The 26,101-nt window shown below is 71.2% G+C and carries 23 protein-coding genes; 12 read left to right on the forward strand and 11 right to left on the reverse strand.

The window, feature by feature from the left end; all coding sequences use genetic code 11:
• The first annotated feature begins 107 nt into the window (after positions 1-107).
• A complete protein-coding gene (locus AC2D9U_RS01295) occupies positions 108-2,477 on the forward strand; it encodes a xanthine dehydrogenase family protein molybdopterin-binding subunit (RefSeq protein ID WP_484745649.1) in 2,370 nt (789 codons plus the stop codon).
• 115 nt (positions 2,478-2,592) lie between these two features.
• On the opposite strand, the gene AC2D9U_RS01300 is transcribed toward AC2D9U_RS01295, so the two are convergent.
• Together AC2D9U_RS01300 and AC2D9U_RS01305 are read right to left on the reverse strand one after the other, a co-directional pair.
• Positions 2,593-3,204: a fumarate hydratase C-terminal domain-containing protein gene (locus tag AC2D9U_RS01300; RefSeq protein ID WP_484745650.1), complete on the reverse strand. Its 612-nt coding sequence runs from the start codon at positions 3,202-3,204 to the stop codon at positions 2,593-2,595.
• Positions 3,201-4,070, reverse strand: a complete 870-nt coding sequence (locus AC2D9U_RS01305) for a fumarate hydratase (protein ID WP_484745653.1) — start codon at positions 4,068-4,070, stop codon at positions 3,201-3,203. Before AC2D9U_RS01305 ends, AC2D9U_RS01300 begins: the two co-directional genes overlap by 4 nt.
• A gap of 84 nt (positions 4,071-4,154) precedes the next feature.
• Here AC2D9U_RS01305 and AC2D9U_RS01310 point away from each other — a divergent pair, with 84 nt between their 5' ends.
• From AC2D9U_RS01310 to AC2D9U_RS01355, 10 genes are read left to right on the forward strand one after another with little or no spacing between them, the layout of a single operon-like run.
• Entirely contained in the window at positions 4,155-4,760 is a 606-nt protein-coding gene (locus tag AC2D9U_RS01310; RefSeq protein WP_484745655.1) for a glutathione S-transferase family protein, read from the forward strand.
• A 3-nt stretch (positions 4,761-4,763) separates the two neighbouring features.
• Positions 4,764-5,963: a CaiB/BaiF CoA transferase family protein gene (locus AC2D9U_RS01315; RefSeq protein ID WP_484745658.1), complete on the forward strand. Its 1,200-nt coding sequence runs from the start codon at positions 4,764-4,766 to the stop codon at positions 5,961-5,963.
• Positions 5,963-6,562 carry a carboxymuconolactone decarboxylase family protein gene (locus tag AC2D9U_RS01320; protein WP_484745661.1) on the forward strand — a complete coding sequence of 200 codons (600 nt, stop codon included), beginning with the start codon at positions 5,963-5,965 and terminating at the stop codon, positions 6,560-6,562. Before AC2D9U_RS01315 ends, AC2D9U_RS01320 begins: the two co-directional genes overlap by 1 nt.
• Positions 6,559-7,398, forward strand: coding sequence for an amidohydrolase family protein (locus AC2D9U_RS01325; protein ID WP_484745663.1), 840 nt, complete (start codon positions 6,559-6,561; stop codon positions 7,396-7,398). The genes AC2D9U_RS01320 and AC2D9U_RS01325 overlap by 4 nt, the downstream gene beginning before the upstream one ends.
• A 23-nt stretch (positions 7,399-7,421) precedes the next feature.
• A complete protein-coding gene (locus tag AC2D9U_RS01330) occupies positions 7,422-8,390 on the forward strand; it encodes a Bug family tripartite tricarboxylate transporter substrate binding protein (protein ID WP_484745665.1) in 969 nt (322 codons plus the stop codon).
• 5 nt (positions 8,391-8,395) lie between these two features.
• A complete protein-coding gene (locus AC2D9U_RS01335; protein ID WP_484745666.1) occupies positions 8,396-9,376 on the forward strand; it encodes a Bug family tripartite tricarboxylate transporter substrate binding protein in 981 nt (326 codons plus the stop codon).
• A 2-nt stretch (positions 9,377-9,378) separates the two neighbouring features.
• Positions 9,379-10,335, forward strand: coding sequence for a Bug family tripartite tricarboxylate transporter substrate binding protein (locus tag AC2D9U_RS01340; protein WP_484745668.1), 957 nt, complete (start codon positions 9,379-9,381; stop codon positions 10,333-10,335).
• Positions 10,332-11,111, forward strand: coding sequence for an enoyl-CoA hydratase/isomerase family protein (locus tag AC2D9U_RS01345; protein WP_484745670.1), 780 nt, complete (start codon positions 10,332-10,334; stop codon positions 11,109-11,111). Before AC2D9U_RS01340 ends, AC2D9U_RS01345 begins: the two co-directional genes overlap by 4 nt.
• 1 nt (position 11,112) lies before the next feature.
• A complete protein-coding gene (locus AC2D9U_RS01350; protein ID WP_484745672.1) occupies positions 11,113-12,042 on the forward strand; it encodes a 2-hydroxyacid dehydrogenase in 930 nt (309 codons plus the stop codon).
• 9 nt (positions 12,043-12,051) lie between these two features.
• Complete coding sequence (locus tag AC2D9U_RS01355; protein WP_484745674.1) at positions 12,052-12,786, forward strand: GntR family transcriptional regulator; 735 nt, start codon at positions 12,052-12,054, stop codon at positions 12,784-12,786.
• Positions 12,787-12,795: 9 nt separating this feature from the next.
• Here AC2D9U_RS01355 and AC2D9U_RS01360 read toward each other — a convergent pair whose 3' ends face one another.
• Together AC2D9U_RS01360 and AC2D9U_RS01365 are read right to left on the reverse strand one after the other, a co-directional pair.
• The gene (locus AC2D9U_RS01360; RefSeq protein ID WP_484745675.1) at positions 12,796-15,348 is read right to left on the reverse strand and encodes an Ig-like domain-containing protein; all 2,553 of its coding nucleotides are present in this window, start codon (positions 15,346-15,348) and stop codon (positions 12,796-12,798) included.
• Between the two features lie 184 nt (positions 15,349-15,532).
• Entirely contained in the window at positions 15,533-16,630 is a 1,098-nt protein-coding gene (locus AC2D9U_RS01365) for a mandelate racemase/muconate lactonizing enzyme family protein (RefSeq protein ID WP_484745677.1), read from the reverse strand.
• Positions 16,631-16,710: 80 nt separating this feature from the next.
• Between AC2D9U_RS01365 and AC2D9U_RS01370 the strand changes: the two genes are divergently transcribed.
• On the forward strand, positions 16,711-17,691 hold the full coding sequence (locus AC2D9U_RS01370) for a Bug family tripartite tricarboxylate transporter substrate binding protein (protein WP_484745679.1): 981 nt from the start codon (positions 16,711-16,713) through the stop codon (positions 17,689-17,691).
• Between the two features lie 54 nt (positions 17,692-17,745).
• Here the strand turns inward: AC2D9U_RS01370 and AC2D9U_RS01375 are convergent, their stop codons facing one another.
• The 7 genes from AC2D9U_RS01375 to AC2D9U_RS01405 all read right to left on the reverse strand — a co-directional run bounded on the left by AC2D9U_RS01375 (position 17,746) and on the right by AC2D9U_RS01405 (position 26,032).
• Entirely contained in the window at positions 17,746-18,630 is an 885-nt protein-coding gene (locus tag AC2D9U_RS01375) for an ABC transporter permease (RefSeq protein ID WP_484745681.1), read from the reverse strand.
• Positions 18,627-19,574 (reverse strand): ABC transporter permease, encoded by a 948-nt coding sequence (locus AC2D9U_RS01380; RefSeq protein WP_484745684.1) that lies wholly within the window; start codon positions 19,572-19,574, stop codon positions 18,627-18,629. The genes AC2D9U_RS01375 and AC2D9U_RS01380 overlap by 4 nt, the downstream gene beginning before the upstream one ends.
• 141 nt (positions 19,575-19,715) lie before the next feature.
• Positions 19,716-21,242 (reverse strand): ABC transporter substrate-binding protein, encoded by a 1,527-nt coding sequence (locus AC2D9U_RS01385; RefSeq protein WP_484745686.1) that lies wholly within the window; start codon positions 21,240-21,242, stop codon positions 19,716-19,718.
• Positions 21,239-22,297 (reverse strand): ABC transporter ATP-binding protein, encoded by a 1,059-nt coding sequence (locus tag AC2D9U_RS01390; protein ID WP_484745689.1) that lies wholly within the window; start codon positions 22,295-22,297, stop codon positions 21,239-21,241. Before AC2D9U_RS01390 ends, AC2D9U_RS01385 begins: the two co-directional genes overlap by 4 nt.
• Positions 22,294-23,280, reverse strand: a complete 987-nt coding sequence (locus AC2D9U_RS01395) for an ABC transporter ATP-binding protein (protein WP_484745691.1) — start codon at positions 23,278-23,280, stop codon at positions 22,294-22,296. Before AC2D9U_RS01395 ends, AC2D9U_RS01390 begins: the two co-directional genes overlap by 4 nt.
• Positions 23,277-23,984 carry a DUF1028 domain-containing protein gene (locus tag AC2D9U_RS01400; protein ID WP_484745692.1) on the reverse strand — a complete coding sequence of 236 codons (708 nt, stop codon included), beginning with the start codon at positions 23,982-23,984 and terminating at the stop codon, positions 23,277-23,279. Before AC2D9U_RS01400 ends, AC2D9U_RS01395 begins: the two co-directional genes overlap by 4 nt.
• A gap of 104 nt (positions 23,985-24,088) precedes the next feature.
• On the reverse strand, positions 24,089-26,032 hold the full coding sequence (locus AC2D9U_RS01405; protein WP_484745694.1) for a methyl-accepting chemotaxis protein: 1,944 nt from the start codon (positions 26,030-26,032) through the stop codon (positions 24,089-24,091).
• Positions 26,033-26,101 lie beyond the last annotated feature (69 nt).

Genomic DNA, 26,101 nt, shown 5'->3' on the forward strand with positions numbered 1-26,101 from the left:
GTCGGGCAGGCCATCGCCAGGGCGCGACAGCAAGATGCGCCAACCCCGGTTGGCAGGCAGCAATCCTGACCTAGTTTAGGCAGGCAGTTCTCCCGCAGGAAGTTCCCATGCCCGATACGCTCACGCCCGACTTCGCCTTCGATCCGACGCGGCTGAAATTCGGCATCGGCCAGCCCGTCCCGCGTGCCGAGGACCCCACGCTGCTCACCGGGCGCGGGCGCTACACCGATGACATCGCCCTGCCCGGCCAGCTCTATGCCGTGATGGTGCGCAGCCCCTATGCCCATGGCGTGATCCGCGGCATCGACACGGCCGCCGCGCGCGCCTTGCCCGGCGTGCTCGGCGTGTGGACCGGCGCCGACCTCACCGGCTTCGGCGACATGACCTGCGCGATGCCGCTGAAGAATGCCGATGGCACGCCGATCCGCACCACGAAGCGCCAGCCGCTCGCCACCGACAAGGTGCGCCATGTCGGCGACCCCGTGGCCTTCGTCGTGGCCGAGACGCGCGCCCAGGCCAAGGACGCGGCCGAGCTGGTGGAGCTCGACATCGAGGGGCTGGAGGCGGTGACCGAGGCCTCCGCCGCCGCCGCCCCCGGCGCGCCCCTGCTCTATGACGACATCCCGGGCAACACCGTGCTGGATTTCGTCGCCGGCGACACGGCGAAGGTGGCGGAGGGCTTCGCCCGCGCCGCGCATGTGACGAAGATGTCCATCCGCAACAACCGCATCGTCGTCGCCGCGATGGAACCGCGCAGCGCCATCGCCGCGATCGAGGACGGCCGCGTGGTGCTGCGCGTGGGCTGCCAGGGCGTCTTCGGCATGCGCGCGCAGCTTGCGGGGCTGCTCGGCCTCAAGACCTCCGAGGTGCGGATCCTCACCGGCAATGTCGGCGGCAGCTTCGGCATGAAGGCAGCCGTCTATCCTGAATATCTCTGCCTCATCCACGCCGCGCGCGCGCTCGGCCGGCCGGTGAAGTGGACGGATGAGCGCTCGGGCTCCTTCCTCTCGGACGCGCATGGGCGCGACCATGAGGTGGCGGCCGAGCTGGCGCTGGATGCCGAGGGGCGCTTCCTCGCCGTGCGGCTCACCAGCTTCGCGAATATGGGCGCCTGGCTCAGCCCGGTCGGGCCGCTGATGGGCACGGCGAACTTCTTCAAGAATGTGCAGTCGAACTACGCCACGCCGGCGATCGAGGTGCGCACGAAATGCCTGGTGACCAACACCACCCCCGTCTCCGCCTATCGCGGCGCCGGGCGGCCCGAGGGCAACTACTTCATGGAGCGGCTGATCGAGCAGGCCGCGGAAGAAATGGGGCTCGACCCGGTGGCGATGCGCGCGCTGAACCACATCCGCCCCGAGCAATTCCCCTTCGCAGCACCCTCCGGCAGCGTCTATGACACCGGCGCCTTCACCGCGCTGATGCAGCGCACCCTCGCCGAGAGCGACCCGGAGGGCTATGCGGCGCGGCTTGCGGCAAGCCAGGCGAAGGGGCTGCTGCGCGGGCGCGGCATCGGCAATTTCCTCGAATGCACGGCGCCGCCGACCAAGGAGCAGGGCGGCATCCGCTTCGAGAAGGACGGCACCGTCACCATCATCACCGGCACGCTCGACTACGGGCAGGGCCATTGGTCGGCCTTCGCGCAGGTGCTGCACCAATCGCTCGGCGTGCCCTTTGCCGCCGTGCGGCTGCTGCAGGGGGACAGCGACGAGCTGATCGCGGGCGGCGGCACCGGCGGGTCGAAATCGATCATGGCCTCGGGTGCCGCGATCCTCGAGGCCTCGGAGAAGGTGATCGATAAGGGCCGCGCCGCCGCCGCCTGGGCGCTGGAAGCCGCCAGCGTGGATATCGAGTTCGAGCCGCATGGCGAGGGCGCGCAGGGGCGCTTCCTCGTCGCCGGCACGGATCGCGGCATCGGCATCATGGAACTCGCCGCGAAGCTGCGGGCCACGCCCGTGAAGCCCGAGGGCGTGCCGGAGAGCCTCGACGTCACGCATGTCTTCGACCAGGCGCCGATGGCCTATCCCAATGGCTGCCATGTCTGCGAGGTCGAGATCGACCCCGAGACGGGCATCGTGCGGATCGACCGCTACCTCGCGGTGAATGATTTCGGCGTGCAGGTGAACCCGCTGCTCGTCGCCGGCCAGGCGCATGGCGGCATCGCGCAGGGCGTGGGCCAGGCGCTGCTGGAGCGCGTCGCCTACAGCGAGGACGGGCAGCTCCTGTCGGGCAGCTACATGGATTACGCCCTGCCGCGCGCGGGCGACCTGCCGAGCTTCACCACCGGCAGCCACCCCGTGCCCTGCACGACCAATCCGCTCGGCGCCAAGGGCTGCGGCGAGGCCGGCTGCGCGGGCTCGCTGCCGGCGGTGATGAATGCGGTGGCGGATGCGCTCGCCGCCGTCGGTGTCACGCATATCGACATGCCGGCGACACCCGAGCGCGTCTGGATGGCGATCCAGGCCGCGCGCGGCTGACTAGAGCAATATCCGATCTGAGGTCGCGGCGCTGCCGCGACCTCAGATCGGATTTCTTGCTCTAGATTCAAATACATCTAGAGCACGAGATCCGTCCGAAAGGACGGATCGTGCTCTACCCCGCGCGATCCTGGTCCAGCCGGGCCAGGATCGCGGGCATCCGCGCCTGCGCCTGCGCAGCCAGGTCGCCGAACAGCGAGTTGCCATGGGCGTCGATGCCCACGGTGACCGGGCCAAGCCCCGACACGGCAAGACGCACCAGCCGGTAATGCGCGACGAGGTCATGGCAGGCGACCTCGCGCACCGCGGTGATCGCGCTGGAATGCAGCGGTGCGCCGCCGCCCAGGAATGAGAAATAGACGCAGCCCACCTCCTGCATCGCACTAACGCAGGCGGCGTCCAGCCCGCCCTTCCCGCCCACCGAAGTCAGCCCGTAATGGCGGATCAGCCGCGGCATGATCGGGTTGAAGCGCGTGCTGGTGGTGGGGTTCATGTAGAGCACCTCGAGCCCGCCCTCCGCCGTGTCCTGGCTGTAGGACCCCAGATGCAGCAGCGAACCGCCGGCGATATCCATGGGCGGGTCGCGCCCCTCCTCGGCGCAGGCGAGCAGGCGCTGATGCGTTGGCAGGCCGGCGGTGATGACGATCTCGCCCTCCAGCAGCACCATCTCCCCCGCGCGCAGTGTGCGCGCCTGGGCGGGCGTCATCGGCAACGTGATGGTTCTCATTCGAAGCGCTCCACGCGGCCATCATTGTGCAGCCGCGCGCGCGTGCGGCGGTTGATCCAGCAATTGAAGCAGACCGCCACCGGCGTGTAGCCATGGCCCGAGGCGTAATCGACATGCACGGCAAGGGCGGTGGTGTCGCCGCCCGTGCCCATCGGGCCGAAGCCCGTGGCGTTCACCGCGCGCAGCAGGCGTTCCTCCATCGCCGCCAGCACCGGTTCCTCATTCACCGTGCCGATGGCGCGCATCGTCGCCTTGCTCGCGATCTTCGCGGCCACGTCGAAGCTGCCGCCAATGCCCACCCCGATGATCACCGGCGGGCAATGCTGCGAGCCCGCCTGCATCACCACCTTCATCACATACTCCTCAATCTGCGCGAGCGATGGGAAGGAGAAGGTCTCCAGCGCCGCCCAGCGGCCCGAGCCCAGCGCCTTGGGCTGGCAGAGGATCTCCACCCAATCCGCACCCCCCGCGACATCCCAGGTGATGAGGGGCATGTCCTTGCCCTTGTAGCCGCGCTCATTGGTCAGCGGGTTCGTGACATGCTTGAGCAGCGGCGGCTTGATGGTGGCGACCAGCTCCTCGAAGCCATCCGCGATGGCCTGCTTGATGTCGCCCTCCAACTTCGCGCCCGTGCCGAGCGTGACGTGATAGACCGGCACGCCGGCATCCGAGCAGACGAAGCGATCCTCCTGCTCGGCGCGATTGGCGGAGCCGAGCATCATCTTCAGCACCTGCCGCGCCCCCTCCTGCGTCTCGCGTGCCAGGGCCTGGCGGAGGCCCTCCTTCGTGTCCTCGGGCACGCGGCGCAGCGACCAATCGTAGAGGTCGGCGGAGAGCCGCTTCATAGCCGCATAGGTGATGGGCATGGATGCTGCGTTTCCCCCGCTTGTAAGCCGCGACTATAAGTCATATGACTGACCTATTAGACCAAAGAAGGGGAAGCGCCAATGATGAAGCTGCACTGGTCCCCGCGCTCGCCCTTCGTGCGCAAGGTGATGGTCGCCGCGCATGAACTCGGCCTTGCGGACCGGATCCAGACGGTGCGCACCGTGGTCGCCATGACGAAGCCGGCGCGCGAGCTCTTCCCCGACAACCCGCTGGGCAAGATCCCCACCCTGGTGCTCGAGGACGGCACCATCCTCTACGACAGCCAGGTGATCGTCGAGTATCTCGACAGCCTCGCCGGCGGGCGGCTGATCCCCGCCGCCGGCCCGGCCCGCTGGCAGGAGCTGCGGCGCCATGCGCTCGCCAACGGCTTCCTCGACCTGCTGATCCTCTGGCGGAACGAGCGCGACAAGTCGCCCCCCCTGCCCGCGCTGGTCGAGGCCTTCGCGCTGAAGACCGACGCCGTGCTGCCGGCGATCGAGGCGGAGATCGGCGCCATCGCATCGGCGCCGCTGGGTCTCGCGCAGATCACGCTCGGCATCGTCGGATCCTACCTCGATTTCCGCTTCCCCGACATCGATTGGCGCGCGCGCTGCCCGGACTTCGCCGCCTGGCACAAGGGTTTCGCCGAACGCCCCTCGATGCGCGCCACCGCCATCGTGGATTCCTGAGTCATGGCGGGCCCGCTTTCGCATCTGCGCGTGCTCGACCTCGGGCGCATCATGGCAGCCCCCTGGGCGACACAGATCCTGGCCGATCTCGGCGCCGACGTGATCAAGATCGAGCGCCCGGGCGTGGGCGACGACACGCGCGGCTGGGGTCCGCCCTTCCTGAGTGCGGCCGATGGCAGCAGGACGCGCGAGGCCGGCTATTTCCTCGCCGTGAACCGCGGCAAGCGCTCCGTCACCATCGACATCGCCAGGCCCGAAGGCCAGGCGGTGATCCGCCAACTCGCGATGACCTGCGACGTGGTGGTGGAGAATTTCAAGGCCGGCGCGCTCGCGAAATACGGCCTGGATGCGGCGTCGCTGCGCGCGACAAAGCCTTCGCTGATCTGTTGCGCCGTCACGGGTTTCGGCCAGGACGGGCCGCGCGCCGACCAGGCGGCCTATGACTTCATGATCCAGGGCATGGGCGGGCTGATGAGCCTGACCGGCGAGCGCGACGGCACGCCGCAGAAGGTGGGCGTGCCCATCGTCGATCTCATGACCGGGATGTACGCCGCCGTCGCCATCATCGCCGCCGTGGCGAAGCGCGCCGAGACGGGCCAGGGCGAGACCATCGACCTGGCGATGCTCGACGTGCAGGCCGCCTTCCTCGCCAACCAGGCGATGAACTGGCTGGTTGGTGGAAAGGTGCCCCACCGCGCGGGCAACCGCCACCCCAACATCCAGCCGCAGGATGTCTTCCCCGTCAGCGATGGCCACATCGTGCTCGCCGTCGGCAATGACGGGCAATTCGCGAAGCTCTGCGAGGCGATCGAGCGGCGGGAGTGGGCCGCCAATCCGCGCTTCATCCGCAACGCCGACCGGGTGCGGCATGAACACGACCTCACGCCGCTGCTCACCGCGCGCTTCGCCGATTTCACGCGCGCCGAGTTGATCGCGCGGCTCGATGCGGCGGGCGTGCCCTGCGGGCCGATCAACACCGTGCCCGATGTCTTTGCCGATCCGCAGGTGCAGCACCGGCAGATGCTGCGCCATCTGCCGCATCCGCTGGCCGGTAGCGTGCCGCAGGTGGTGAGCCCGATCCGCATGCAGGACGCACCGCTGCGCTACGATCGCGCGCCGCCAACACTCGGCCAGCACACGGCGGAGGTGCTGGCCGAGCTTGGCCTCGATGTCGCGGATCTCGCTGCGAAGGGGATCGTCTGATGGCACCGCGCATTCCCCTGCCCGGCCGCGACGAATTGGATGAGGCGCAGCGCGCCGTCTGGGACCGCGTCGTCTCCGGCCCGCGCGGCACCGTCATCGGCCCGCTGCGCGCCGCGATCCACAATGCCGAACTCGCCGCGCGCTGGTCCGCGATGGGCGAGGCGCTGCGCTTCAACACCTCACTCCCCAAGCGGCTGTCGGAGCTTGCGATCTGCGTCACCGGGCGGCGCTGGAGCAGCCAGGTAGAGTGGTGGGTGCATGCCCGCACGGCGCGCGAATGCGGCATCGCCCCCGCCATCCTCGCCGCCCTCGAAGCCGGCACATCGCCGGTCTTCGACGATGCGGATGAGGCGCTGGTCTATGATTTCGCGCGCGCGCTGCAGATGGACGGCCAGGTGCCCGACGCCACCTATACCGCCGCACGCGACCGCTTCGGCGTGACCGGCGTGGTCGAACTCACGGCGCTCATCGGCTACTACACCATGGTCTCGATGACGCTGAACGCGCATGGCATTCCCCTGCCGGCCGGCGAGGCGCCGCCGCTCACCGCGCCGGAGACGGGGCTCTTCACCCTGCCGCCCTCGGCGCGAAAGCCGTGAGCGAAGCGCCGGCCGCCACGCGCCCGCGAAACGCCGTGCCCGCGGGCGCCTGCGACGCGCACACCCATGTCTTCGATGCGCGCTTCCCGCACGGCCCCGCGCCCTATGCGCTGCCGCGCGCGGAGCTCGCCACCCATGCCGCGATGCGCGCCACGCTGGGGGTTGCGCGCGCCGTGCTGGTGCAGCCGGCGCCCTATGGGCGGGATGCCGCCTGCCTGCTGGATGCCCTCACGCGCAGCAACGGCACGCTGCGCGGCGTGATGAGCGCGGATGACTCCGTCACCGACGCCACGCTGGAAGCCTGGCACGCGGCCGGCGTGCGCGGCCTGCGTTTCGTCGAGATGCGCGCGCCGAATGGGGGCGGGCGCTACCCGGGCAGCATCGGCACCGAGGCGCTGATCGCCCTCGCGCCGCGGCTGCGCGCGCTCGGCTGGCAGGCGCATCTCTGGGCCAGCGCGGCGCAATGCGCCGAATTGCTGCCGGGCCTGCTGAAGCTCGATCTGCCGCTCGTGCTCGACCATGCGGGGATGCCCCAGGGTGTGGATGATCCGGCGCGCGACGCCATTCTCGGACCCGTCCGCGAAGGCCGGCTCTGGGTGAAGGCCACGCTCTGCCGCCTGCCGCAGTGGCAGGCGATGCGCCCCTGGCAGGAGGCGCTGGTCACGGCCAATGCGGATCGCGTGCTCTGGGGTTCGGACTGGCCCTATGTGCGCATGGACCCCGCACCGGATGCCGGGGCGATGCTCGACCTTCTGCTCGACTGGCTCGGCGACGCCGCGCTGGCGCGACGGATCCTGGTGGAGACACCGGCGCGCCTCTTCGACTTCGACGACTGACAAGAACGATGGAGGAAACGAACATGATCGGACGCAGGGCCGCCCTCGCCGGCCTCGCGCTGCCTGCCCTGATCGGCCCGGCACGCGCACAGACCTTCCCCGACCAACCCGTGCGCATGATCGTGCCCTTCGCGGCCGGCGGGCCGGCGGACATCATCGCGCGCACCGTCTCGCGCGTCATGTCGGAGCGGTTGGGCCGGCCCGTGGTGGTCGATCCGCGCGCCGGGGCGGGCGGCATGATCGGCGTGGACGCCACGGCAAAGGCGCGCCCGGATGGCCACACGCTGGTCATGGCGAGCAGCGGCGCCATCGTCATCCTGCCGCATCTGCGCCCGACCATGCCCTATGACGCGCTGCGCGACCTGACGCCGATCATGCAGGTGCTGGGCGTGCCGCAGATCGTCTCCGTGGCCCCCAATCTCGGCGTGCGAAGCCTGACGGAGCTGGTGGCGATGGCCAAGGCACGGCCCGGGCAGCTTGCCTTCGGCTCGGCCGGCATCGGGTCCTCCCTGCACATGGCGGGCGAGTTGCTGAAGATCCGCGCGGGCATCGACATCACCCATGTCCCCTATGCCGGTGCCGCGCCGGCGGTGACGGATTTGCTCGCGGGCCGCATCCAGATCCTGATGGCGGACGCCCCCGCGCTGATCGGCCAGGTGCGCGCCGGCGCGCTGCCGGCGCTGGCCGTCACCTCCGCCCAGCGGCTCGGCGTGCTGGCCGATGTGCCGACCGCGGTGGAGGCCGGCGTGCCGGGCATGGTCAGCGAGACCTGGTACGGGCTGCTCGGCCCCGCCGGCATCCCGCCCGATCGCGTCGCCACGCTGCACGCCGCGGCCCGGGCGGCGCTGGAGGATGAGCAGACGCGCCAGCAATTGCTGAGCCAGGGCGGGCGGATCGTCGGCAGCAGCCCGGCCGAGTTCGCCGCCTTCATCCGCGAAACCTACGCGACCTGGGGCGAGGTGGTACGCGCCACCGGCGTCCGGCTGGAGTGATCGCCATGCAGCGCCGCACCCTCCTCACCCTCACCGCCGCGCTGCCGGCGGCGGGCGCCCCTTCTTCCGCCCGGGCCCAGGCACCGGCCTGGATGCCCAACCGCGCGCTGCGCATCGTCGTGCCGCTCGCCCCAGGCGGCACGGCGGATACGATCGCGCGGCTGATCGCCGATCCGCTGGCGGCGCAACTCGGCCAGCCGGTGATCATCGAGAACCGGCCCGGCGGCACCAACACCGTCGCCGCGGTGCAGGTCGCGCGCGCGCCGGCAGATGGGCACACGCTGCTCTACGCGCCGCCGCCCGTGCAGATCCTCAACCCGCTGATGATGCGCACCATGCCTTATGACGCGATGGCGGATTTCACGCCCGTCGTCGCGCTGATGCGCGCGCCGAAGTTGCTGGTGGTGCGGCCGGATTTCCCGGCGCATGACGTGGCGGGCTTCATCGCCCTCGCCCGCGCGCGGCCGGGCAGCATCACCTTCGCGAGTTCCGGCATCGGCTCCTCCGCGCATCTTGCGGGCGCACTACTCGCCCAGATGGCGGGGATCGAGATGGTGCACGTGCCCTATCGCGGCACCGCGCCGGGCGTGCAGGACGTGATGGCGGGCCGCGTGGACATGACGCTGGACACCGCCGCCGCGCTGCTGCCGCTGGTGCGCGAGGGAAGGCTCAAGGCGCTCGCCGTCAGCACGCAGGACCCGGCCGAGGCCGCGCCCGAATTGCCGCCCATCGCGCGCACCCTGCCCGGCTTCCACGATGCCTCCTTCAACTACCTGCTCGCTGCCGCGCGCACGCCACCGGAGGCCATCGCCACGCTCAACGCCGCGGTGAACCGCGTGCTGCAGCAGCCGGCCGTGCGCGCCCGTTTCGCCACCCTCGGCGCCGAACCCGTCGGTGGCACGCCGGCGGAACTGGCCGCGATGGTGAGCCAGGAGATCGAGCGTTGGCGCGGCGTCATCACCGCTCAGGGGATCACCATCGAATGAGCATGCTCCGTCGAAGCCTTCTCGCCGCGCCGCTGCTGCTGCCTGGCCTTGCCCGCGCGCAATCCTTCCCCACGCGGCCGCTGCGCATGATCTGCCCCTTCGCCGCGGGTGGCTCGGCCGATGCCAGCGCACGGCAATTGGCCGAGCCGCTGAGCGCCGTCCTCGGCCAGCCCGTGGTGGTGGAGAACCGCCCCGGCGGCGGCGCCACGCTCGGCGCGCAGGTGGTGGCGCGCGCCGCGCCGGATGGGCATACGCTGCTCTACGGCACGCCGGGGCCGCAGATCATCAACCCGCATCTGATGCGCAGCCTGCCCTATGACCCGGTGCGGGATTTCGCGCCCGTCGCGGGCTACAAGCGCGCGCCCAACCTGCTGGCGATCCATCCCGGCCTGCCGGCGCGCGATCTGCCCGAGTTGATCGCCCTCGCCAAGGCACGGCCGGGGCAGCTCAGCTTCGCGTCTTCCGGCATCGGGTCCTCCTCGCATCTGGCGGGGGAGATGCTGAAGTTCCTCGCGAAGATCGACATCCTGCACGTGCCCTATCGCGGCACCGGCCCGGCGATGACGGACCTGCTCGCCGGCACGGTGAGCATGGCGCTCGACACCATGTCGATCCTGCTGCCGCCCTCACGCGCGGGCAATCTGCGGGCGCTGGGCGTGACCACGCCGCAGCGTTCGGCCCTCGCGCCGGAATTGCCCGCGCTGGCCGAGACGCTGCCCGGCTTCGACGCCGCGCCCTTCAACTACATCGCGACCACCGCCGGCACGCCCGCGCCGGTGATCGCGCGGCTGAACCAGGCGATCGTGGGCATCCTCAACGACCCGGCCTATCGCCGCCGCATGGAGGCGCTGGGCGAGGAGGCCACGCCCTCGACGCCCGAGGAACTGGCCGCCACCATCGCGGCCGAGAGCGCGCGCTGGAAACAGGTGATCGAAGCCGCAGGGATCCGGGCCGAATGAGCCACGCCTATGAAACGCTGACGCTGGAGGTCGCGGATTTCGTCGCGACCGTCACGCTCAACCGCCCGCCCGTGAATGCGCAGAACCGCGCCTTCAAGGAGGAACTGGTGCGCGTCTTCGACGAGTTGCACGACCGCGCCGATGTGCGCGCCGTGGTGCTGACCGGCGCGGGCCGCGCCTTCTCCGCCGGGGCGGACCTCAAGGAACGGCCCAACATCGCGGGCGAGGCCGGCGCCTATCCGCGCCACAACCGGCTGACGCGCGCGAGCTTCGATTGCGTGATGGAGTGCGGCAAGCCGGTGATCGCGGCGGTGAACGGGGCGGCCATCGGCGCGGGCTGCGTCCTGGCGCTGAGCTGCGACATCCTGCTGGTGGCCGAGGATGCCTATCTCTCCATGACCGAGGTCGATGTCGGCCTCGCCGGCGGGGTGCGCCATGTGCTGCGGCATTTCGGGCAATCCGATGCACGGCTGATGATCTACACGGCGCGGCGCATGACCGGCCCCGAATTGCTGCGCATGAACGTCGCCTCCGCCTGCCTGCCGCGTGCCGAATTGCTTGCCACGGCACAGCAGATCGGGCGCGAGATCGCGGCGAAGGTGCCGCTCGCCGTGCAGGCGGCCAAGCGCAGCTTCCAGGTGACCGAATACATGCCGCTCGCCGATGGCTATCGCTTCGAACAGTCGCAGACCGTGGCGCTGGCCGCGACGGAGGACACGCAGGAAGCCTGGCGCGCCTTCGCCGAGAAGCGCGCCCCCGTCTTCAAGGGGCGCTGACGTGACCGGCAAGGAAGCGATCCTGCTGCTCTGCCCCATCCCGGCCGATCTGCGCGCTGCCCTCGCCGCGCGCTTCGACCTGGTCGAGGACAAGCCGGCGGAAGGCCCGCGCCCCGGCTTCCGCATCGCCGTGACCACCGCCATGGCCGGCGCGACCGAGGCGCAATTCGCCCGGCTGCCGGATCTGCGCCTGCTCTCCAGCCAGGGCACGGGGCTCGAGAAGCTCGACCTCGCCGCCGCCGGGCGCCGGGGCATCAAGGTGGCCTATACGCCCGATGTGATGACCGAGGACGTGGCCGACGCCGCCATCGGGCTGATGTATGGCGCCGCGCGCCTAGTGGCGGAGGCCGATCGCTTCGTGCGCGCCGGGCGCTGGGGACCGGAGCGCATGCGCCCGGGGATCAGCCTGCATCGCAAGACCGCCGGCATCGTCGGCATGGGGCGCATCGGCCAGGCCATCGCACGGCGCTGCGCCGGGCTCGGCATGACGGTTGCCTGGACCGGCCCGCGCGCCAAGCCCGAGCTGCCCTGGCGGCGCGAGGCCGATCTGCAAAGCCTCGCCGCCATCAGCGATGTCCTGATCCTGGCCGTGCCCGGCGGGGCCAGCACCGATGGCATGGTCGATGCTGATGTGCTGCGCGCGCTCGGTCCTTCCGGCGTACTCGTGAACATCGCCCGTGGCGCGGTGGTGCAGGAAGAGGCGCTGATCACGGCGCTGCAGGAGGGCAGCATCGCCGGCGCGGGGCTCGATGTCTTCGCGCGCGAGCCGGGGCTCGATCCGCGATTCCTCGCGCTCGAGAATGTCGTGCTCGCGCCGCATTCGGCCTCCCTGACTCGCGAGACGCGCGCGGCGCTGATCGCGCGCATCCTCGACGACATCGAGGCCTTCCGCGCGGGCCGGGATTTCCTGGACGCGGCGGCGGGCGGCTGAAGCGGCGCGATGTCGGTCGTCGATCTCAGCCGCAGCGCCGTCTCCCGCTACATCCAGCTCGCGACGCTGTTCCGGCGGCGGATCGAGCAGGGCGTGTGGAAGCTGGGCGAGCAGATCCCGACGGTGGATGACCTCGCCACAGAATGCGGCGTGGCGCGCGCCACCATCCGCCAGGCGCTCGACCAGCTGGAGCAGGAAGGGCTGATCGCGCGCTTCCGCGCCAAGGGCACCTTCGTGCGCGGCCTCCCCAGCGCCAACCGGCTCTGGTGCGAGGTGGAGACCGATTGGTCGGGACTGCTGCGCTCCCGCGAGGGGGCGGAGATCGAGACGCTGGGCGAGGTGCTGGGGCTGGAGGGCGCCGATGTGCCGCGGGCCGAGATCGGCCACCCCGCCGCGCGCTACCGCCATATCCGCCGCCGCCACTGGCGCGACGGCCAGCCCTTCCTGCTCGCCGACGTCTATCTCGATGAGCGACTCTGGCCGAAGGTCACGCCAGAGGATCTGCGGACCAAGACGGCGCTGAAGCTCGTCGCCGGCATTCCCGGCATGCGCATCGCCGATGCGCGGCAGACGCTGACCATCGGCACCGCCGATGTCGAGACAGCGGCCGCGCTGCAGGTGCCCTTGAACGCGCCGGTCGCGCATGTGCGGCGCGCGGCGGTGGACCATCGCGGCGTGCTGGTGCTGGTCGCCGATGGCACCTATCGCGGGGATGTGGTGCGCATCGACATCAAGCTGCGTTGACCCCGCCGCTCAGCCGATCAGCGGCGCGGGCGCCTCGAGGGTGAAGCTGTAGAGCACGGCTTCGGACTCGTTGCCGGCCGCATCCTCGGCCATCAGGCGCAGCATGTAGTCGCCCTCCGCGAGCGGGCCGAACAGCGCGTCGAGGTCCACCGCGAAGCGGCCCATGCCATCCACCGCGATCTCCTGCACCGCGCCGCCATTCAGGCTGGCCTGCACGCTGTCCAGCCCGTCGCGGTTGTCGAAGGCGAGGCCGGCGAGCACCGGCGCCTCGGCCAGCACGCCGCCCATCGCGCCCAGCAGCACCACCGGGGCGAAGGTGTCGGACTCCGCCACCAGGCGCGTCACGCCGTATTCGGCCACCTGCCGCCCTGTCTCGATGCCGTCCACATTCGCGGAGTTGAAGTGGATGCCGCCATAGATGCGGCTCTTGCCCGCCTCCAGCGCGGCCTCGATGAAGTTGTCGAAGCTGCGGAACACGCCGGGCAGGCCGACCGAGGCATTGGTGAAGGCGATGTCGCCCAGCAGCATCTGCAGCGCATAGGCCGAGGCCGCGCTGCAGGTGGCGTGGCCCGAGAGGTAGTCCGGGTGGTTCGGCGTGTTGATCAGCGGCGCCCAGGTGGGATCGGCCTCGGTCAGCGGGTTGCCATCCGTGTCGGCCTCGCGGATCGCGGTGACGGGGCGCCAGAAATTGTAGACGTATTTCGCATCCCAGGCGGCGATGGCGCCGTCCGCCTGCACGAAGTTCAGCACGGCCAGCGTCCAGGCGGAGGAGGCGGTGGAATAGCCATTGTCCACCAGCACTTCCTCGGCGATCTGCGCCCAGCGCCCGGCCGGCGTGTAGGTGCCCGAAAGATCGCGCCAATAGAGCGCGATCTCGGTCTGCTCCGCCGTGCGCTCGGTCGAATTGATGGCGCCCAGGCGCTTCACCTCGTCGAAATCCGCGGCGTAGGTCGCGCTGTCGAGCGCGGGCGGGCCATCGGGGCGGAACTGGTCGCCGCTCTGCAGCGCCCAGGGCTTCACGCTGCCCCAATGCGGCTGGTGGCCGGGCAGGAAGGCGTTGGGCGTGGGGCGCCACTCGCCGGGTTCCGTGCCGCCCAGGAAGGGCGGCAGCACCGTGTCGAAACCATCGCCCGCGCGGATCGCGAGCACCGCATCGGCGACGGCGCGGCCGAAGGCCACGGCCTCATCCCGCGCCGCGCCCTCCGGCACCAGCGCGAGTTCCGCCGCCAGCTTGGCATCGAAGGTCGCGGCCTGGGGCGCGTAGATCGTGCTCAGCACGCGATGCGCGGCCGCGGCGATGGCGGCGGTGGCGGAGATGCCCTCCGGCGCATCGAGCGAGACCATCAGGCCGCGCGTGCCCTCGATCGCCGCCAGCGTGTCGAGCACCGCCGTGCTCTCGATGCCCAGCACGCGCGTGGCGATGGCGGTGACCGAACCGGCTGTCTTGATCGCCTCCAGCGTCGCGCGGTTCCAGCTGATGACCGGATCGGCGAGCGTCGTCTCCTCGCGGAACACCTCGAAGCTCTCGACCGCGCTGTTCCCGGCGGCGTCGGTGACCCGGTAGGTGAAGGCGTTGCTGCCGGCGGTCAGCGCGATGTCGGTCAGGACGAAGCGGCCATCTTCGCCGACCACAACCGTCTCGCCGGTCTGCTCCAGCACCACGATGGCGCCGGCTTCCGCCGTGCCGGCCAGGTTCACATACGCGAAGCCGGTGCGCGCATCGCCCACCGCCCCGGAATCGGAAGATGCCGCAAGGCGCAGGGTCGAGCCCTCGGGCGCCGTGCGGTCGATGGTGATGACCAGCGGCGCGGTGAACTCGCTCGTCTGGCCGTGCCGGCCGACGGCCTGGGCGGTGTAGCTGTAGCTGCCATCGGCGAGGCCGTCGGAGTCGGTATCCTCGAACTGCCAGCGCCCTTCGGCATCGGCGCGCACCACGCCAAGGCTGTCGCCGTCCCGGAAGATGGCGACCAGGCCGTTGGCGGCGGCGGTGCCCATCAACATCGGCGTGGCGTCCGCGGTCAGGCCATCGCCCTGGATGCCGGTATCCTCGGCGAAGCCGGTGATGGCGGGCGGTGGCGGCGCGCCGGGCACATAGGTGCCGTCCGCGAAGCGCAGCACCTCGACGTCGCGCAGGATGTCGGTGCCGTCAGCGAGGCCGGCGCCGGAGATTCCGCGCACCAGGAAGCCGTCGCGGCCAAGCTCGATGATCTCGTAATCCGCGCGCAGGCCGGTGAACTCGGCGATGTCCGTGCCGTCGCCGCCGCGCAGCATGTCGTTGCCCGCCCCACCCACGAGCAGGTCGTCGCCATCGCCCCCGCCGAGGTCGTCGCGGCCCGTACCGCCCAGCAGCGTGTCGCGCCCATCGCCGCCGCGCAGGTAGTCGTTGCCGCCATTGCCGATCAGCAGATCGCGCCCGTCATTGCCGAAGAGGAAGTCGACGCCTGCGCCGCCGCCCAGCGTGTCGTCGCCCTCATGTCCCCAGAAGGCGACCGAGCGCGTGCTGTTCTCATCGACGACGAAGCGATCCGCCCGTCGCGTGCCGAAGCCGAACAGAAGTGTCACGATCGCCTCTCCTTGCCCGTCCGCCGCCGCGGGGGTTGATGGAAGTAACATCACCGTCAGGGGGTGGGGGAAGCAAGGATCGCACTGCCGGGCTCTTCACATTTTGCGGAGCAGCGCGGCGCAAGCCGGCGAAATCCGGCGGCTCCCGTCATCTTGATGTCACGGAAGGCAGCGCCGCACCGGGTCACGGCGCCGGCGCCAGCCCCAGGCCCGGGGCCTCTGGCAGGGTGAGGAAGCCCGCCACCGGCTGCAAACCCGCGCCGAAGGGCGGCGTGGCGAGGTCCGCGAAGTAGATCTCCAGCGGCTCGGCTTCGGGCATGGCGGCCAGCAGGTGCAGCGTGGCGAGCAGGCCGGGGCCGAAATAGGGCGCGTGGGGCACCATCGCCACCCCCGCCGCCCGGGCGAGCGCCGCGACCTCCAGCAGCGCGGAGACGCCGCCATGCTTGGTGATGGAGGGCTGCACCACATCGACCGCGCCCGCGGCAAGCAGGCGCGCGAAATCGGCCGGGCCGGCGAGGTTCTCGCCGGCGGCCAGCGCGACGCCCCCCTGCCCGCGCAGCGCCGCCATGGCGGCGAAATCCTCCGGCGGCCAGGTGGGCTCCTCGACCCAGCGGATGTTCATCCCCGCGACGGCGGCGCAGAAATCGCGCGCGGCCGCGGCGCTCTCGAAGGCGCAGTTGATGTCGAGCATGATCGGCACCTCGGGCGGCGCGGCGGCCCGCGCGGCGGCGATGCAGCCGAGGTCGATCTCATGCAGCTTGATCTGGCGGTAGCCACGCCGGACCGCCTCTGCCGTGGCGCGCGCCACATCGGCGGGCACGCCGTAGCGCAGCAGGCTGGCATAGGCCGCCACGCGCGGCCGCGCCGCATCGCCGAGCAGCGCATGCAGCGGCTTGCCCGCGCGCCGGGCGGCGATGTCCCACAGCGCGATGTCGATGGCCGAAAGCCCGAAGGTGACCGGCCCATTGCGCCCGTAATTGTGGAAGCGGCGCTGCAGAGCGCGCATCAGGCCCGCGATGTCGCGGGAGTCCGCGCCGAGGCAGGCAGGGGCGATCAACTGCTCCACCGCCGCGCGCGTCGTGCCGCAGAGCGTGAAGCCGAAGCCCTCGCCCCATCCCTGCAGCCCCTCCGCCGTCTCCACGCGCACGAGCAGCGTCTCGATCTCGCGCAGGCGGAGATTGCCGCCGGTGCCATGCGCGCCGGAAGCCGTGGTGCCAAAGCCTGTCGAGAACCCGCTGCGATGCAGATGGCAGTCGATGCGCGTGATCGTCGAGCCCGTCATCTCCGCCGCTTCCCCCCCAGGGCCTGGTCGGGAATACTTGCAGCCATCGCCGGCATGCAGAAGCCGGGTTGGAGGAAATCATGCTGCGTCGCCTTGCCGCCGGGATGCTGCTCTCGGCCCTCACCGCCCTGCCCGCCGCCCTGCCCGCCGGGGCGCAGGAGGCCTACCCCTCCCGCCCGCTGCGCTTCATCGTCCCCTTCGGCGCCGGTGGCCCGAGCGACATCGTGGCCCGCACCATCGCGCCCCGCATGTCGGCCACGCTCGGCCAGCCCGTGGTGATCGAGAACCGAGCCGGCGCCGGGGGCGTGACGGGCGTGGATGTCGCCGCGCGCGCCACGCCGGATGGCTACACCTTCGCCATCGGCAGCGCCGGCGCGCTCGCCATCTCGCCGAGCCTGGGCCGCGGGACGCCCTATGACCCGCTGCGTGACCTCGCGCCCATCACGCTCGGCGTGCTGGTGCCCGAGCCCGTGGTGGTGCCGGCCGCATCGCCCTTCCGCACGCTGCAGGAGCTGATCGCGGGAGCGAAGGCGCGGCCCGGCTCGCTGAATTTCGGCTCCACCGGCCCGGGCAGCATGCCGCATCTGGCGGGCGAGCAGCTGCGCGCGGCCGCGGGCATCGACATCGTGCATGTCTCCTACACCAGCGGCGGGCTGCTCGCGACGGCGATCCTGCGCAATGAGGTGCAGCTCGGCTTCGCGGACCTGCCGGTGCTGCTGTCGCATATCCAGGCGGGGACGATGCGCGCCCTGGCCGTGGGCACGCCACAGCGCCTCTCCTGGATCCCCGACGTGCCGACGATGACGGAGGCCGGGCTGCCGAGCGTCGATGCCTCCAACTGGCATGGGCTGGTGGCGTCCTCGCGCATTCCCGAAGGCCCGCTCGGCATCCTGCGGCGCGCCGCGATCGGGGCGCTGCAGGACCCGGAGATCCGCCGCGCGCTGACCGCGCAGGGCGCGATCCCGGGCGGCAACAGCCCCGAGGAGTTCGGCGCCTTCCTGCGCAGCGAGAATGTGAAATGGGGCGAGGTGATCCGCCGTAACAACATCACGGCGGAATAGGGTCAGCGCCTGTCGGCGTAGCTTATCTTCACCGCCTGTCGGCGCAGCTTCGTTTCAGCGCCTGTCGGCGCGGGGATCCAGCGCGTCGCGCAGCCCGTCGCCCATCAGGTTGAAGGCAAGCACGACCACGAAGATCGCCGCCCCAGGCGCGATGGCGAGCCAGGGGGCGGTGTCGAGGAAACGCTGCGCGCTGTTCAACATGCTCCCCCAGCTCGGCTGCGGCGGCTGCATGCCCAGGCCGAGGAAGCTCAGCGAGGCCTCGGCGATGATCGCCTCCGCGATGGCGAGCGTCGATTGCACCAGCAGCGGCGGGATGATGTTGGGCAGCACATGCACGATGGCGGTGCGCCAGGGCGGGTTGCCCAGGCTGCGCGCGGCCTCCACCCAATCGGTCGATTTCGCATCCAGCGCCATGCCGCGCGCAAGCCGCACGAAGACCGGGCTCGCGGTGATGGCGATGGCCAGCATCGCATTCTCCAGCGCCGGGCCGAGGAAGGCCGCGAGCGCGATGGCCAGGATCAGGAAGGGCACGGAGAGCATGGCATCCGCGATGCGCGAGATCAGCGCATCCACCCAGCCGCCGGCGAGCCCCGCCAGCAGCCCGATCGGCACGCCGATGGCGACGGCGCCCAGCACCGAGATGACCCCCGCCATCAGCGAGGCCCGCGCCCCCCAGACCAGGCGCGAGAAGACATCGCGCCCGTTCTCATCCGTGCCGAACCAGTGCAGCTCCGAGGGCGGCTTGCGGATGCGCGACCAGCTGGTCGCGATCGGGTCATAGGGCGCGATCCAGGGGGCGAAGATCGCGACCAGCACGAAGGCGAGCACCACCACCAGCCCCGCCACGGCCAGCTTGTGGCGGAAGAAGCGGGCGATGGCGCGGCGCGTCGGGCTCGTGCCCTGCATCACCACGGGCGGCGCGGCGGCGGTGCTGCTCATGACTGGCGCAGCCGCGGGTTGATGAGCATGTAGAGGATATCCGCGAGCAGGCTGAGCGCCACGAAGATCAGCGCGGTGGCCAGCACCACGCCCTGCACCACCGGATAGTCGCGGTTGAACACGGCATCGACCACCAGCTTGCCGAAGCCGGGGATGGTGAAGATCTGCTCGGTGAGCACCGCACCTGCCAGCAGGCGGCCGAACTCGATGGTGCCGAGCGTGACCACCGGGATCAGCGCGTTGCGCAGCGCGTGCTTCCAGATGACGGCCTTCTCGGCGAGGCCCTTGGCGCGCGCCGTGCGGACGTAATCCTGGCTGAGCGCGGTCAGCATCGCCGCGCGCGTATGGCGCATCAGCACGGAGGCGACCCCCGTACCGAGCACGAAGGCCGGCATGATGGTGGTGGCCAGGCTCTGCACCGGATTCTCCCATAGCGAGACATAGCCCGAGGGCGGCAGCCAGCCGAGCTGCACCGAGAAGAACAGGATCATCATGATGCCGAGCCAGAAATTCGGCGTGGAGATGCCGAACAGCGCCACGCCATTCGCCAGCCAGTCCAGCGGCGTGTCGCGCTTGACGGCCGAAAGGATGCCGAGCGGCACGCCGATCACGACCGCGATGATGAAGGACATCAGCGCCAGCTGCGCCGTCACCGGCAGCTTCTCGAGGATGAGGTCCGAGACCGGCAGGCGGATGCGCCAGGAGAAGCCGAAATCCCCCTGCACCACATTGCCGATCCAGTAGAGGTATTGCGCCCAGAGCGGCTGATCCAGGCGCAGCTCCGCGCGGATCTGCGCCAGCACCACCGGATCGCCGCGTTCCTCACCGGCCAGGATCAGCGCCGGGTCGCCCGGCATCAATTGCTGCAGGCCGAAGACGAGGAAGGAGAGGATCAGCAGCGTGGGCACCACCTGCCCCAGGCGCTTCAGCAGCCATGCCCACATCGCCTTACCCTCCCTGCCGGTGCGGCGCGGCCGCGCCGAGCGGCCGAATGGCCGCCGCGCACAGCCGAGCAGCGCGGCCGGGCGCGACCACGGCCTGCGCGAAGCCAAGCCGCCGGCGGCGGCGCCCGGCGTCTGAGGGCATCAGTTGAGCCTCATATCCTGCAGGCGGATCATGCCGTCCGCGATCGGGCGATAGCCGGTCAGGCGCGTCGCATGGATCATGATGTTCTTGCGGTGCCACACATAGATGCGGTGGCGGTCCTGCTGCAGCGAGATCTCGTTGATGCGCGCGAAGAGCGCGAGGCGCCGCGCCGGGTCGTTCTCGGCGCGCGACTGGTCGAGCAGCGCATCCACCTCCGGGTTCGCGTAGCGGCCGTCATTCTGCCCGCCGGTGGAATGGGTGAAGGAATAGATGTTGCCGTCCGGATCGGTGCGGCCCGACCAGCCCACGAGGTAGAGCTCGAACTCGCCGCGCTGGGCGGCCTGGAGGGAGGAAGCGAACTCCATCGCGCGCAGCCGCACATCGAAGCCGGCCTCGCGCGCCATGGCCTGGATCACCTCGCCCGCCTGGCGCAGATCGGCGTTGTTGGGCACGGTCAGCTCGACCTGCAGCGGCATGGTCACACCCGCCTCGCGCAGCAATTGCTGGGCGCGGGCCACGTTGCGCGGCTCGGGCTGGAAGTTGCGGACATGGAAGGGGCTCGCCGGCGGCACGGCCTGGCGCGTGGGCGTGTACATGCCCTCATAGACCACCTGGTTGATCGCGGCGCGGTCGAGCGAAAGCTCGAAAGCCTCGCGCACCCGCGCATTGCGGCCCATCGGCGTATTGGCGCGCGGGCCGTTGTTGATGTTGATCGTGATGCCCTGGTAGCCCAGTTCCTCCACCGGCACCGCGCGCAGGTTGCGGTTGCGGGAGACGGCGCGGATGTCGTCGGGCTCCATGCGCTCGCCGAACTCGACCGCGCCGGACTGCACATTGGCGAGGCGCGCATTGTTGTCGGGGATCGGCAGGTAGGTGACGCGCGAGAAGTGGATGCGCCCGGCATCCCAGTAGTCCGGGAAGCGCTCGAGCACGATGCGGTCCTGCGCGACGCGCTCGACGAAGCGGAAGGGCCCGGTGCAGACGGGGCGGTTGCCGAAATTGCGCCCCGCCGCCTCCGCGGCGCGCGGGCTCAGCACCATGCCGGCGCGGTCGGTCAGCTGCGCGAGGAAGGCGGCGTTGGGCGCGGAGAGGCGGATGCGCACGGTCTTGGCATCCACGGCCTCGACGGATTGCATCGTGTTGATCTCGCTGCGCCGGAAGCTGCCCTGCAGGTTCAGGTGGCGGTTGAGCGAATAGACCACGGCGGCGGCGTCCATCGTGTCGCCATCATGGAACTTCACGCCCTCCCGCAGGGTGATCAGCAGCGTGCGCGGATCCTCCCACCGATGGGCGGTGGCGAGTTGCGGGACGATCTCCAGCCGCTCATTGATGTCGAAGAGCTTGTCGCAGAGCGCGGTGAAGACGATGCGCCCGACATAGGTGCGCGCAAGCGTGGGGTCGAGGATGTCGGGGTCCTCGCGCAGCGCGATGCGCAGCGCCGGCAGCGGTGCCTGCGCATGGGCGATCGGGGTCACGGCGAGGGCGGCGAGGGCGACAAGGCCCGCGGTGGCGGCTCTGCGGATCATGCGAGGACTCCCGGTTTTCTGTTGCTGTCACTGAAGAAGTCTTGCAGGCGGCGCAGCCTTTCGCCACCCGCGTGATGTTCGCTCGCGGCCTGTGCCGGCGGCAGGCTGTCCTGCAGATGGCAGGCCACGCGATGCGCCGCCCCGGCCAGCGGAGGCAGGCTCTCGGCGCACAGCGGCTGCGCGAAGGGACAGCGCGTGCGGAAGCGACAGCCGGAGGGCGGGTTGATGGGGCTCGGGATGTCGCCCTCGATCGGCGGCGCCCCTGCCCTTCCCTGCCCCGGCACGGCGGCGAGCAGCGCGCGGGTATAGGGGTGGCGCGGCGCGGCGAAGACCGCGGCGGTCGGTCCCTGCTCGACGATGCGGCCCAGATACATCACCGCGACCTCATCGGCGATGTGGCGCACCACGCCGAGGTCGTGGCTGATCAGCACGAAGGTCAGGCCGAGTTCGCGGATCAAATCCTGCAGCAGGTTCACCACCTGCGCCTGCACCGAGACGTCGAGCGCGCTGACCGGCTCATCGCCCACGATCAGCTTCGGCCCGCTGGCCAGCGCGCGGGCGATGGCGATGCGCTGGCGCTGGCCGCCGGAGAATTCATGCGGCCAGCGCCGCGCGAGTTCCGGGCGCAGCCCGACGCGGGCGAGCAGTTCCGCCACGCGCTCACCCTCCCGCGCGCGCGGGACGATGTTGTGCAGCCGCAGCGGTTCCGCCACTGCCTGCTCCACCGTCATGCGCGGGTCGAGGCTGCCGAAGGGGTCCTGGAAGATCAGCTGCATGTCGCGCCGGCGCGCCCGCAGGGCACGGGCGGACAGGCCGCGAAGATCCTCGCCCTGGAACAGGATGCTGCCTGAATCCGGCTCGATGAGCCGTAGCGCCAGGCGGCCCAGGGTGGATTTGCCGCAGCCGGATTCGCCGACGATGGCCAGCACGCGCCCCTGCGGCACGACCAGGGAGACACCATCCACGGCGCGCACGGCCCCGCGGCGGCGGCCCAGCGCGTCGCGCACCGGAAAGCCCTTCGCCACGTCGCGGAGTTCGAGCATCGGCGTGCTCATGCGGCGGAGTCCAGCAGGCTGTCGAGCGGCGCCCGCCAGCAGGCCGCAAGGTGCCCGGGCGTGACCTCGGCCAGCGGCGGCTGCTCCGCACAGCGCGCGAGGGCGAAGGGGCAGCGCGGCGCGAAGCGGCAGCCGGGCGGCGGCTTCAGCAGGTCCGGCACCGTGCCCTCGATGCTGGCGAGCCGCGCCGCGCCCCCCTCCAGCCGCGGCCGCGCGCCGAGCAGGCCGATGGTGTAGGGGTGCTGCGGAGTGGCGAAGAGATCGGCCGCCTTCGCACGCTCCGCCACGCGCCCGGCATACATCACGACAACCTCATCGGCGTGGTCCGCGACCACGCCGAGGTCATGCGTGATCAGCACCACCGCCGTGCCGGTCTCGCGCTTCAGCTCGTCGATCAGCGAGAGGATCTGCGCCTGCACCGTGACGTCGAGCGCGGTGGTGGGCTCATCCGCGATCAGCAGGCGCGGGCGGCAGGCGAGCGCCATGGCGATCATCACGCGCTGGCGCATGCCGCCCGAAAGCTGGTGCGGATACTGCTTCGCGCGCCGCGCCGCTTCGGGGATGCGCACGCGCGCCAGCATCTCCACCGCGCGGTCGAAGGCGGCGGTGGGCGAGAGGCCCTGGTGCAGGCGCAGCGCCTCGGCCACCTGTTCGCCGGCGGTGAAGGCCGGGTTCAGGCTCGTCATCGGCTCCTGGAAGATCATCGCCATCTCGCCGCCGCGCTTGGCGCGCCGCGCCTCGGGCGAGAGGGCGAGCAGTTCCGTGCCCCCGAGCCGGATGCCCCCGCCCACCTGCCCGCCGGGGGGAAGCAGACCCATGATGGCCAGCGCGGTCACGGATTTCCCGCAGCCGCTCTCCCCCACCACGGCGAGGGTCCTGCCGGCCTCGACGGCGAAGGAGACGCCATCGACCGGGCGCAGCAGGCCGCGATCGGTGGGGAACTCGATGCTGACACCCGCGAGTTCGAGGACCGGCGCGCTCATGCGTCACGCTCCTGCGCCTGGGCGATGGCGGCCTGGATCACCGCGCGGTCGAAGACGCCCGGGTGGTCACGCCCCGGCAGGAAGCGGCGGAAATGCCGAAGATAGCCGTGCCAGACGCCGTGCAGGCGGCGCAGCTCCGCCAGCGGATCGGCATGGTCATCCACGCGCAGGTCGAGATCGGGATAGGGATCGGCCGAGCCCACGACGATCGCCGCCGATTGCCGGCCGCGCTTGTCGCCACCCGCTGCCTCGCCGGCCTCCATCGCGTGCAGCAGCCGCAGCGCCAGCGGCAGGCCCGCGGCGGCGAGGAAGGCGTCGCGCGTGGCCTGCACCACCTGCTCGCCCGCCAGCATGTTGCCCGCGACCGAGACATCCACGCCGCTGACGGCGCCGCACCAGCCCACGCACTCGGCCCCCGTATGCTGGGCGATGCGCCCATCGGCGCCCATCACATGCACCTGGCGCACCGCGGCGCCCGGATCGGCCGCGATCAGCGCGGCGAGTGCGGCCTCCGGCGCTTCGCCCACGCGCAGCCGTGCCAGCGCATCGGGGCCGAGGAAGGGATTGACCAGCGCCTGGGTGCAGGCCACGCCAACCCGCCCCTCCACACGCGGGCAGAGCGCGCCAGCCGCAAGGAAGCGGCTGGCCACCGCGGCGCCCATTTCCCCCGTCTCGGCATCACGTGCCAGGATCGACCACGTCATGCCGCGGTAACTGACAGGATTCTGGCGTCGCGCAAGCCTCGCACGGCCGGCTATTGCGCGCCCGGTGCGACCACTGCCCATAAAACGGGCAGACAACTGGCGCTTCAGGCCGCGCGGGAGAAGATCTCCGTCACCTCGGAGGCGAGCATGGGCTGCACGAAGCTGAGGCGCAGCAGGCCGTCGCCACTTGCCTGCACCCGCCCGCCGATCTGCCGTCCCAACCGCGGGATATCGAGGCTGACGGAGGTGCCAGCCGGCAGATCCGCCACGCCGCGCAGCGCCGCGCCGCCAGCGGAGATATTCTCCACTTCAACCGCAAGGCTGCGCCCGCCGACCAGCAACGTCGCCGCCAGGGCGACGGCGTGCCGAGGCGCGCCGCGCCGGTCGACATCGGCGGTGGAGTTGCGCACGGCCTCCACGAGCGCATGGCGCAGCCGGTCCACATCCCCGCCGATGCCCGCCGCGGTTTCCTGGACGCCGGCGGCCTGCGCGCCCACCTGCTCACTGCTGCCGACGACGCCGTCCAGGCGTTCAGCCATGTCGCGCGCCGCGCTGGCCGTGCCGGCCACGTTGCGGGCGATCTCGGCCGTGGCCTCGTTCTGTTGCGCCATGGCGTCGGCGATGCTGCGGGCGATCGCGTCGAGTTCCCCGATCGTGCCCAGCGTGCCGCGCACAGCCGCAACCGCGCCCTCTGTCGCGCTGCCGACGGCGGCGATGTGCTTGCCGATCTCCTCCGTGCTGCGGGCGGTCTGGCTGGCGAGCGACTTAACCTCCTGCGCCACCACCGCGAAGCCCTTGCCGGCCTCGCCGGCCCGCGCGGCCTCGATGGTGGCGTTCAGCGCGAGCAGGTTGGTCTGCCCGGCGATCTCGCCGATCAGCTTCGCCACGGCGCCGATCCGCCCCACCGCTTCCTGCAGCCCGGAGATGGCGGCGGTGCCGGCTTCCGTCCCCTGCACGGCACGGCGTGTGGCAGAAGCCGCCGCATCAACCTGGCCCACGATGCTGCGCACGCTGGCCGAGACCTGCTCCGTCGCTGCGGCGCTGGATTCAGCGCGTTCGAGAACGATGCGCGCGGCCCGCTGGACCTCCCCGCTCTCGGCGGCGGCCCGGGCGGCCTGGTCGCGCATCGCAGTCGCGGCATCGCGCAACTGTGTCACGCGCCCGCCAATCCCTGTGACCGAGGCGCGGGCCTCCTGCTCCACCTTGTCGGCCATGCTGCGCAGCGCCGCGCTTTGCGCTTCCGCGGCGGCGCTGCGTTGGGTTTCCTGTGCGGCGCGCAAGGCCTGCGCCTCGGCGCTGCGTTGCTTGAGCACATCCAGCGCGCGGGCCATGTCGCCCACCTCATCGCGCCGGGCGGTATCGGCAACCGGCGCCGCCAACTCGCCATCCGCCACCGCCTGCATGCGCGCGGTCAGGCGCTGGAGCGGCTGGGTGACGCGCACCCGCACCAGCCACAGCGCCGCCCCGATGACGCACAGCGCCAGCACGGCGAGCAGGATCAGTGCGATGGCCGTCGTCTCCGCCGCCTCGGCCGCGCTACCGAGCCGCGCATCGGTGGCGACGAGCACGGCATCGGCGATCTGGCCGATGGTTTCGGTCAGCGGGTCGATGTCCCGGTAGAGCGGGCCGAGCACCACCGCATCGAGCGCCGCGCGGTCCTGCCTCTGCAGCGCCTGCTCCAGCGCCGCGACGGTGGCATCGGCGGGCTGCTTGCGGCGCAGTACCTCGGCCCAGAGTGACGGGTTGGGGGGTGCGGCCTGCAGGGCGGCGACATGCCGGGCGATGCCCGCCTGCGCCTCCTGGAAGGCCGCCAGCCCCTCGGCCCAGCCGAGATTGCCGTTGCGCACCTTGTGCGCGACATCGACGACCGAGACGGCATAGCCATCCGACAGCGCCTTCAGCGAGACCAGCGGGGCCACGGCCTGCGCGCGCAAGGCGCCGAGTTCCGCGACCTCGCGCCGCGCCGTGGTCAGCCCCAGCAGGCAGGCGGCGGCGATGGTGGCCGCAAGGGCCAGCTGAATCAGCGTGAGCAGATGACGGATACGCATGCGAGGATCCCCAACGGTTGGGGGTAAGCCTCGGCCATTCGGGTTAAGGAAGGCGAAAGGCCCACAGAC

It is taken from the genome of Roseomonas sp. TF40, from assembly GCF_057219975.1.

Bases quoted from the DNA above. Each gene is read 5' to 3' on its own strand.
- AC2D9U_RS01295 (WP_484745649.1), top strand. From the start codon at position 108: ATGCCCGATACGCTCACGCCCGACTTCGCCTTCGATCCGACGCGGCTG.
- AC2D9U_RS01300 (WP_484745650.1), bottom strand. From the start codon at position 3,204: ATGAGAACCATCACGTTGCCGATGACGCCCGCCCAGGCGCGCACACTG.
- AC2D9U_RS01305 (WP_484745653.1), bottom strand. From the start codon at position 4,070: ATGCCCATCACCTATGCGGCTATGAAGCGGCTCTCCGCCGACCTCTAC.
- AC2D9U_RS01310 (WP_484745655.1), top strand. From the start codon at position 4,155: ATGAAGCTGCACTGGTCCCCGCGCTCGCCCTTCGTGCGCAAGGTGATG.
- AC2D9U_RS01315 (WP_484745658.1), top strand. From the start codon at position 4,764: ATGGCGGGCCCGCTTTCGCATCTGCGCGTGCTCGACCTCGGGCGCATC.
- AC2D9U_RS01320 (WP_484745661.1), top strand. From the start codon at position 5,963: ATGGCACCGCGCATTCCCCTGCCCGGCCGCGACGAATTGGATGAGGCG.
- AC2D9U_RS01330 (WP_484745665.1), top strand. From the start codon at position 7,422: ATGATCGGACGCAGGGCCGCCCTCGCCGGCCTCGCGCTGCCTGCCCTG.
- AC2D9U_RS01335 (WP_484745666.1), top strand. From the start codon at position 8,396: ATGCAGCGCCGCACCCTCCTCACCCTCACCGCCGCGCTGCCGGCGGCG.
- AC2D9U_RS01340 (WP_484745668.1), top strand. From the start codon at position 9,379: ATGCTCCGTCGAAGCCTTCTCGCCGCGCCGCTGCTGCTGCCTGGCCTT.
- AC2D9U_RS01345 (WP_484745670.1), top strand. From the start codon at position 10,332: ATGAGCCACGCCTATGAAACGCTGACGCTGGAGGTCGCGGATTTCGTC.
- AC2D9U_RS01355 (WP_484745674.1), top strand. From the start codon at position 12,052: ATGTCGGTCGTCGATCTCAGCCGCAGCGCCGTCTCCCGCTACATCCAG.
- AC2D9U_RS01365 (WP_484745677.1), bottom strand. From the start codon at position 16,630: ATGACGGGCTCGACGATCACGCGCATCGACTGCCATCTGCATCGCAGC.
- AC2D9U_RS01370 (WP_484745679.1), top strand. From the start codon at position 16,711: ATGCTGCGTCGCCTTGCCGCCGGGATGCTGCTCTCGGCCCTCACCGCC.
- AC2D9U_RS01375 (WP_484745681.1), bottom strand. From the start codon at position 18,630: ATGAGCAGCACCGCCGCCGCGCCGCCCGTGGTGATGCAGGGCACGAGC.
- AC2D9U_RS01380 (WP_484745684.1), bottom strand. From the start codon at position 19,574: ATGTGGGCATGGCTGCTGAAGCGCCTGGGGCAGGTGGTGCCCACGCTG.
- AC2D9U_RS01385 (WP_484745686.1), bottom strand. From the start codon at position 21,242: ATGATCCGCAGAGCCGCCACCGCGGGCCTTGTCGCCCTCGCCGCCCTC.
- AC2D9U_RS01390 (WP_484745689.1), bottom strand. From the start codon at position 22,297: ATGAGCACGCCGATGCTCGAACTCCGCGACGTGGCGAAGGGCTTTCCG.
- AC2D9U_RS01395 (WP_484745691.1), bottom strand. From the start codon at position 23,280: ATGAGCGCGCCGGTCCTCGAACTCGCGGGTGTCAGCATCGAGTTCCCC.
- AC2D9U_RS01400 (WP_484745692.1), bottom strand. From the start codon at position 23,984: ATGACGTGGTCGATCCTGGCACGTGATGCCGAGACGGGGGAAATGGGC.
- AC2D9U_RS01405 (WP_484745694.1), bottom strand. From the start codon at position 26,032: ATGCGTATCCGTCATCTGCTCACGCTGATTCAGCTGGCCCTTGCGGCC.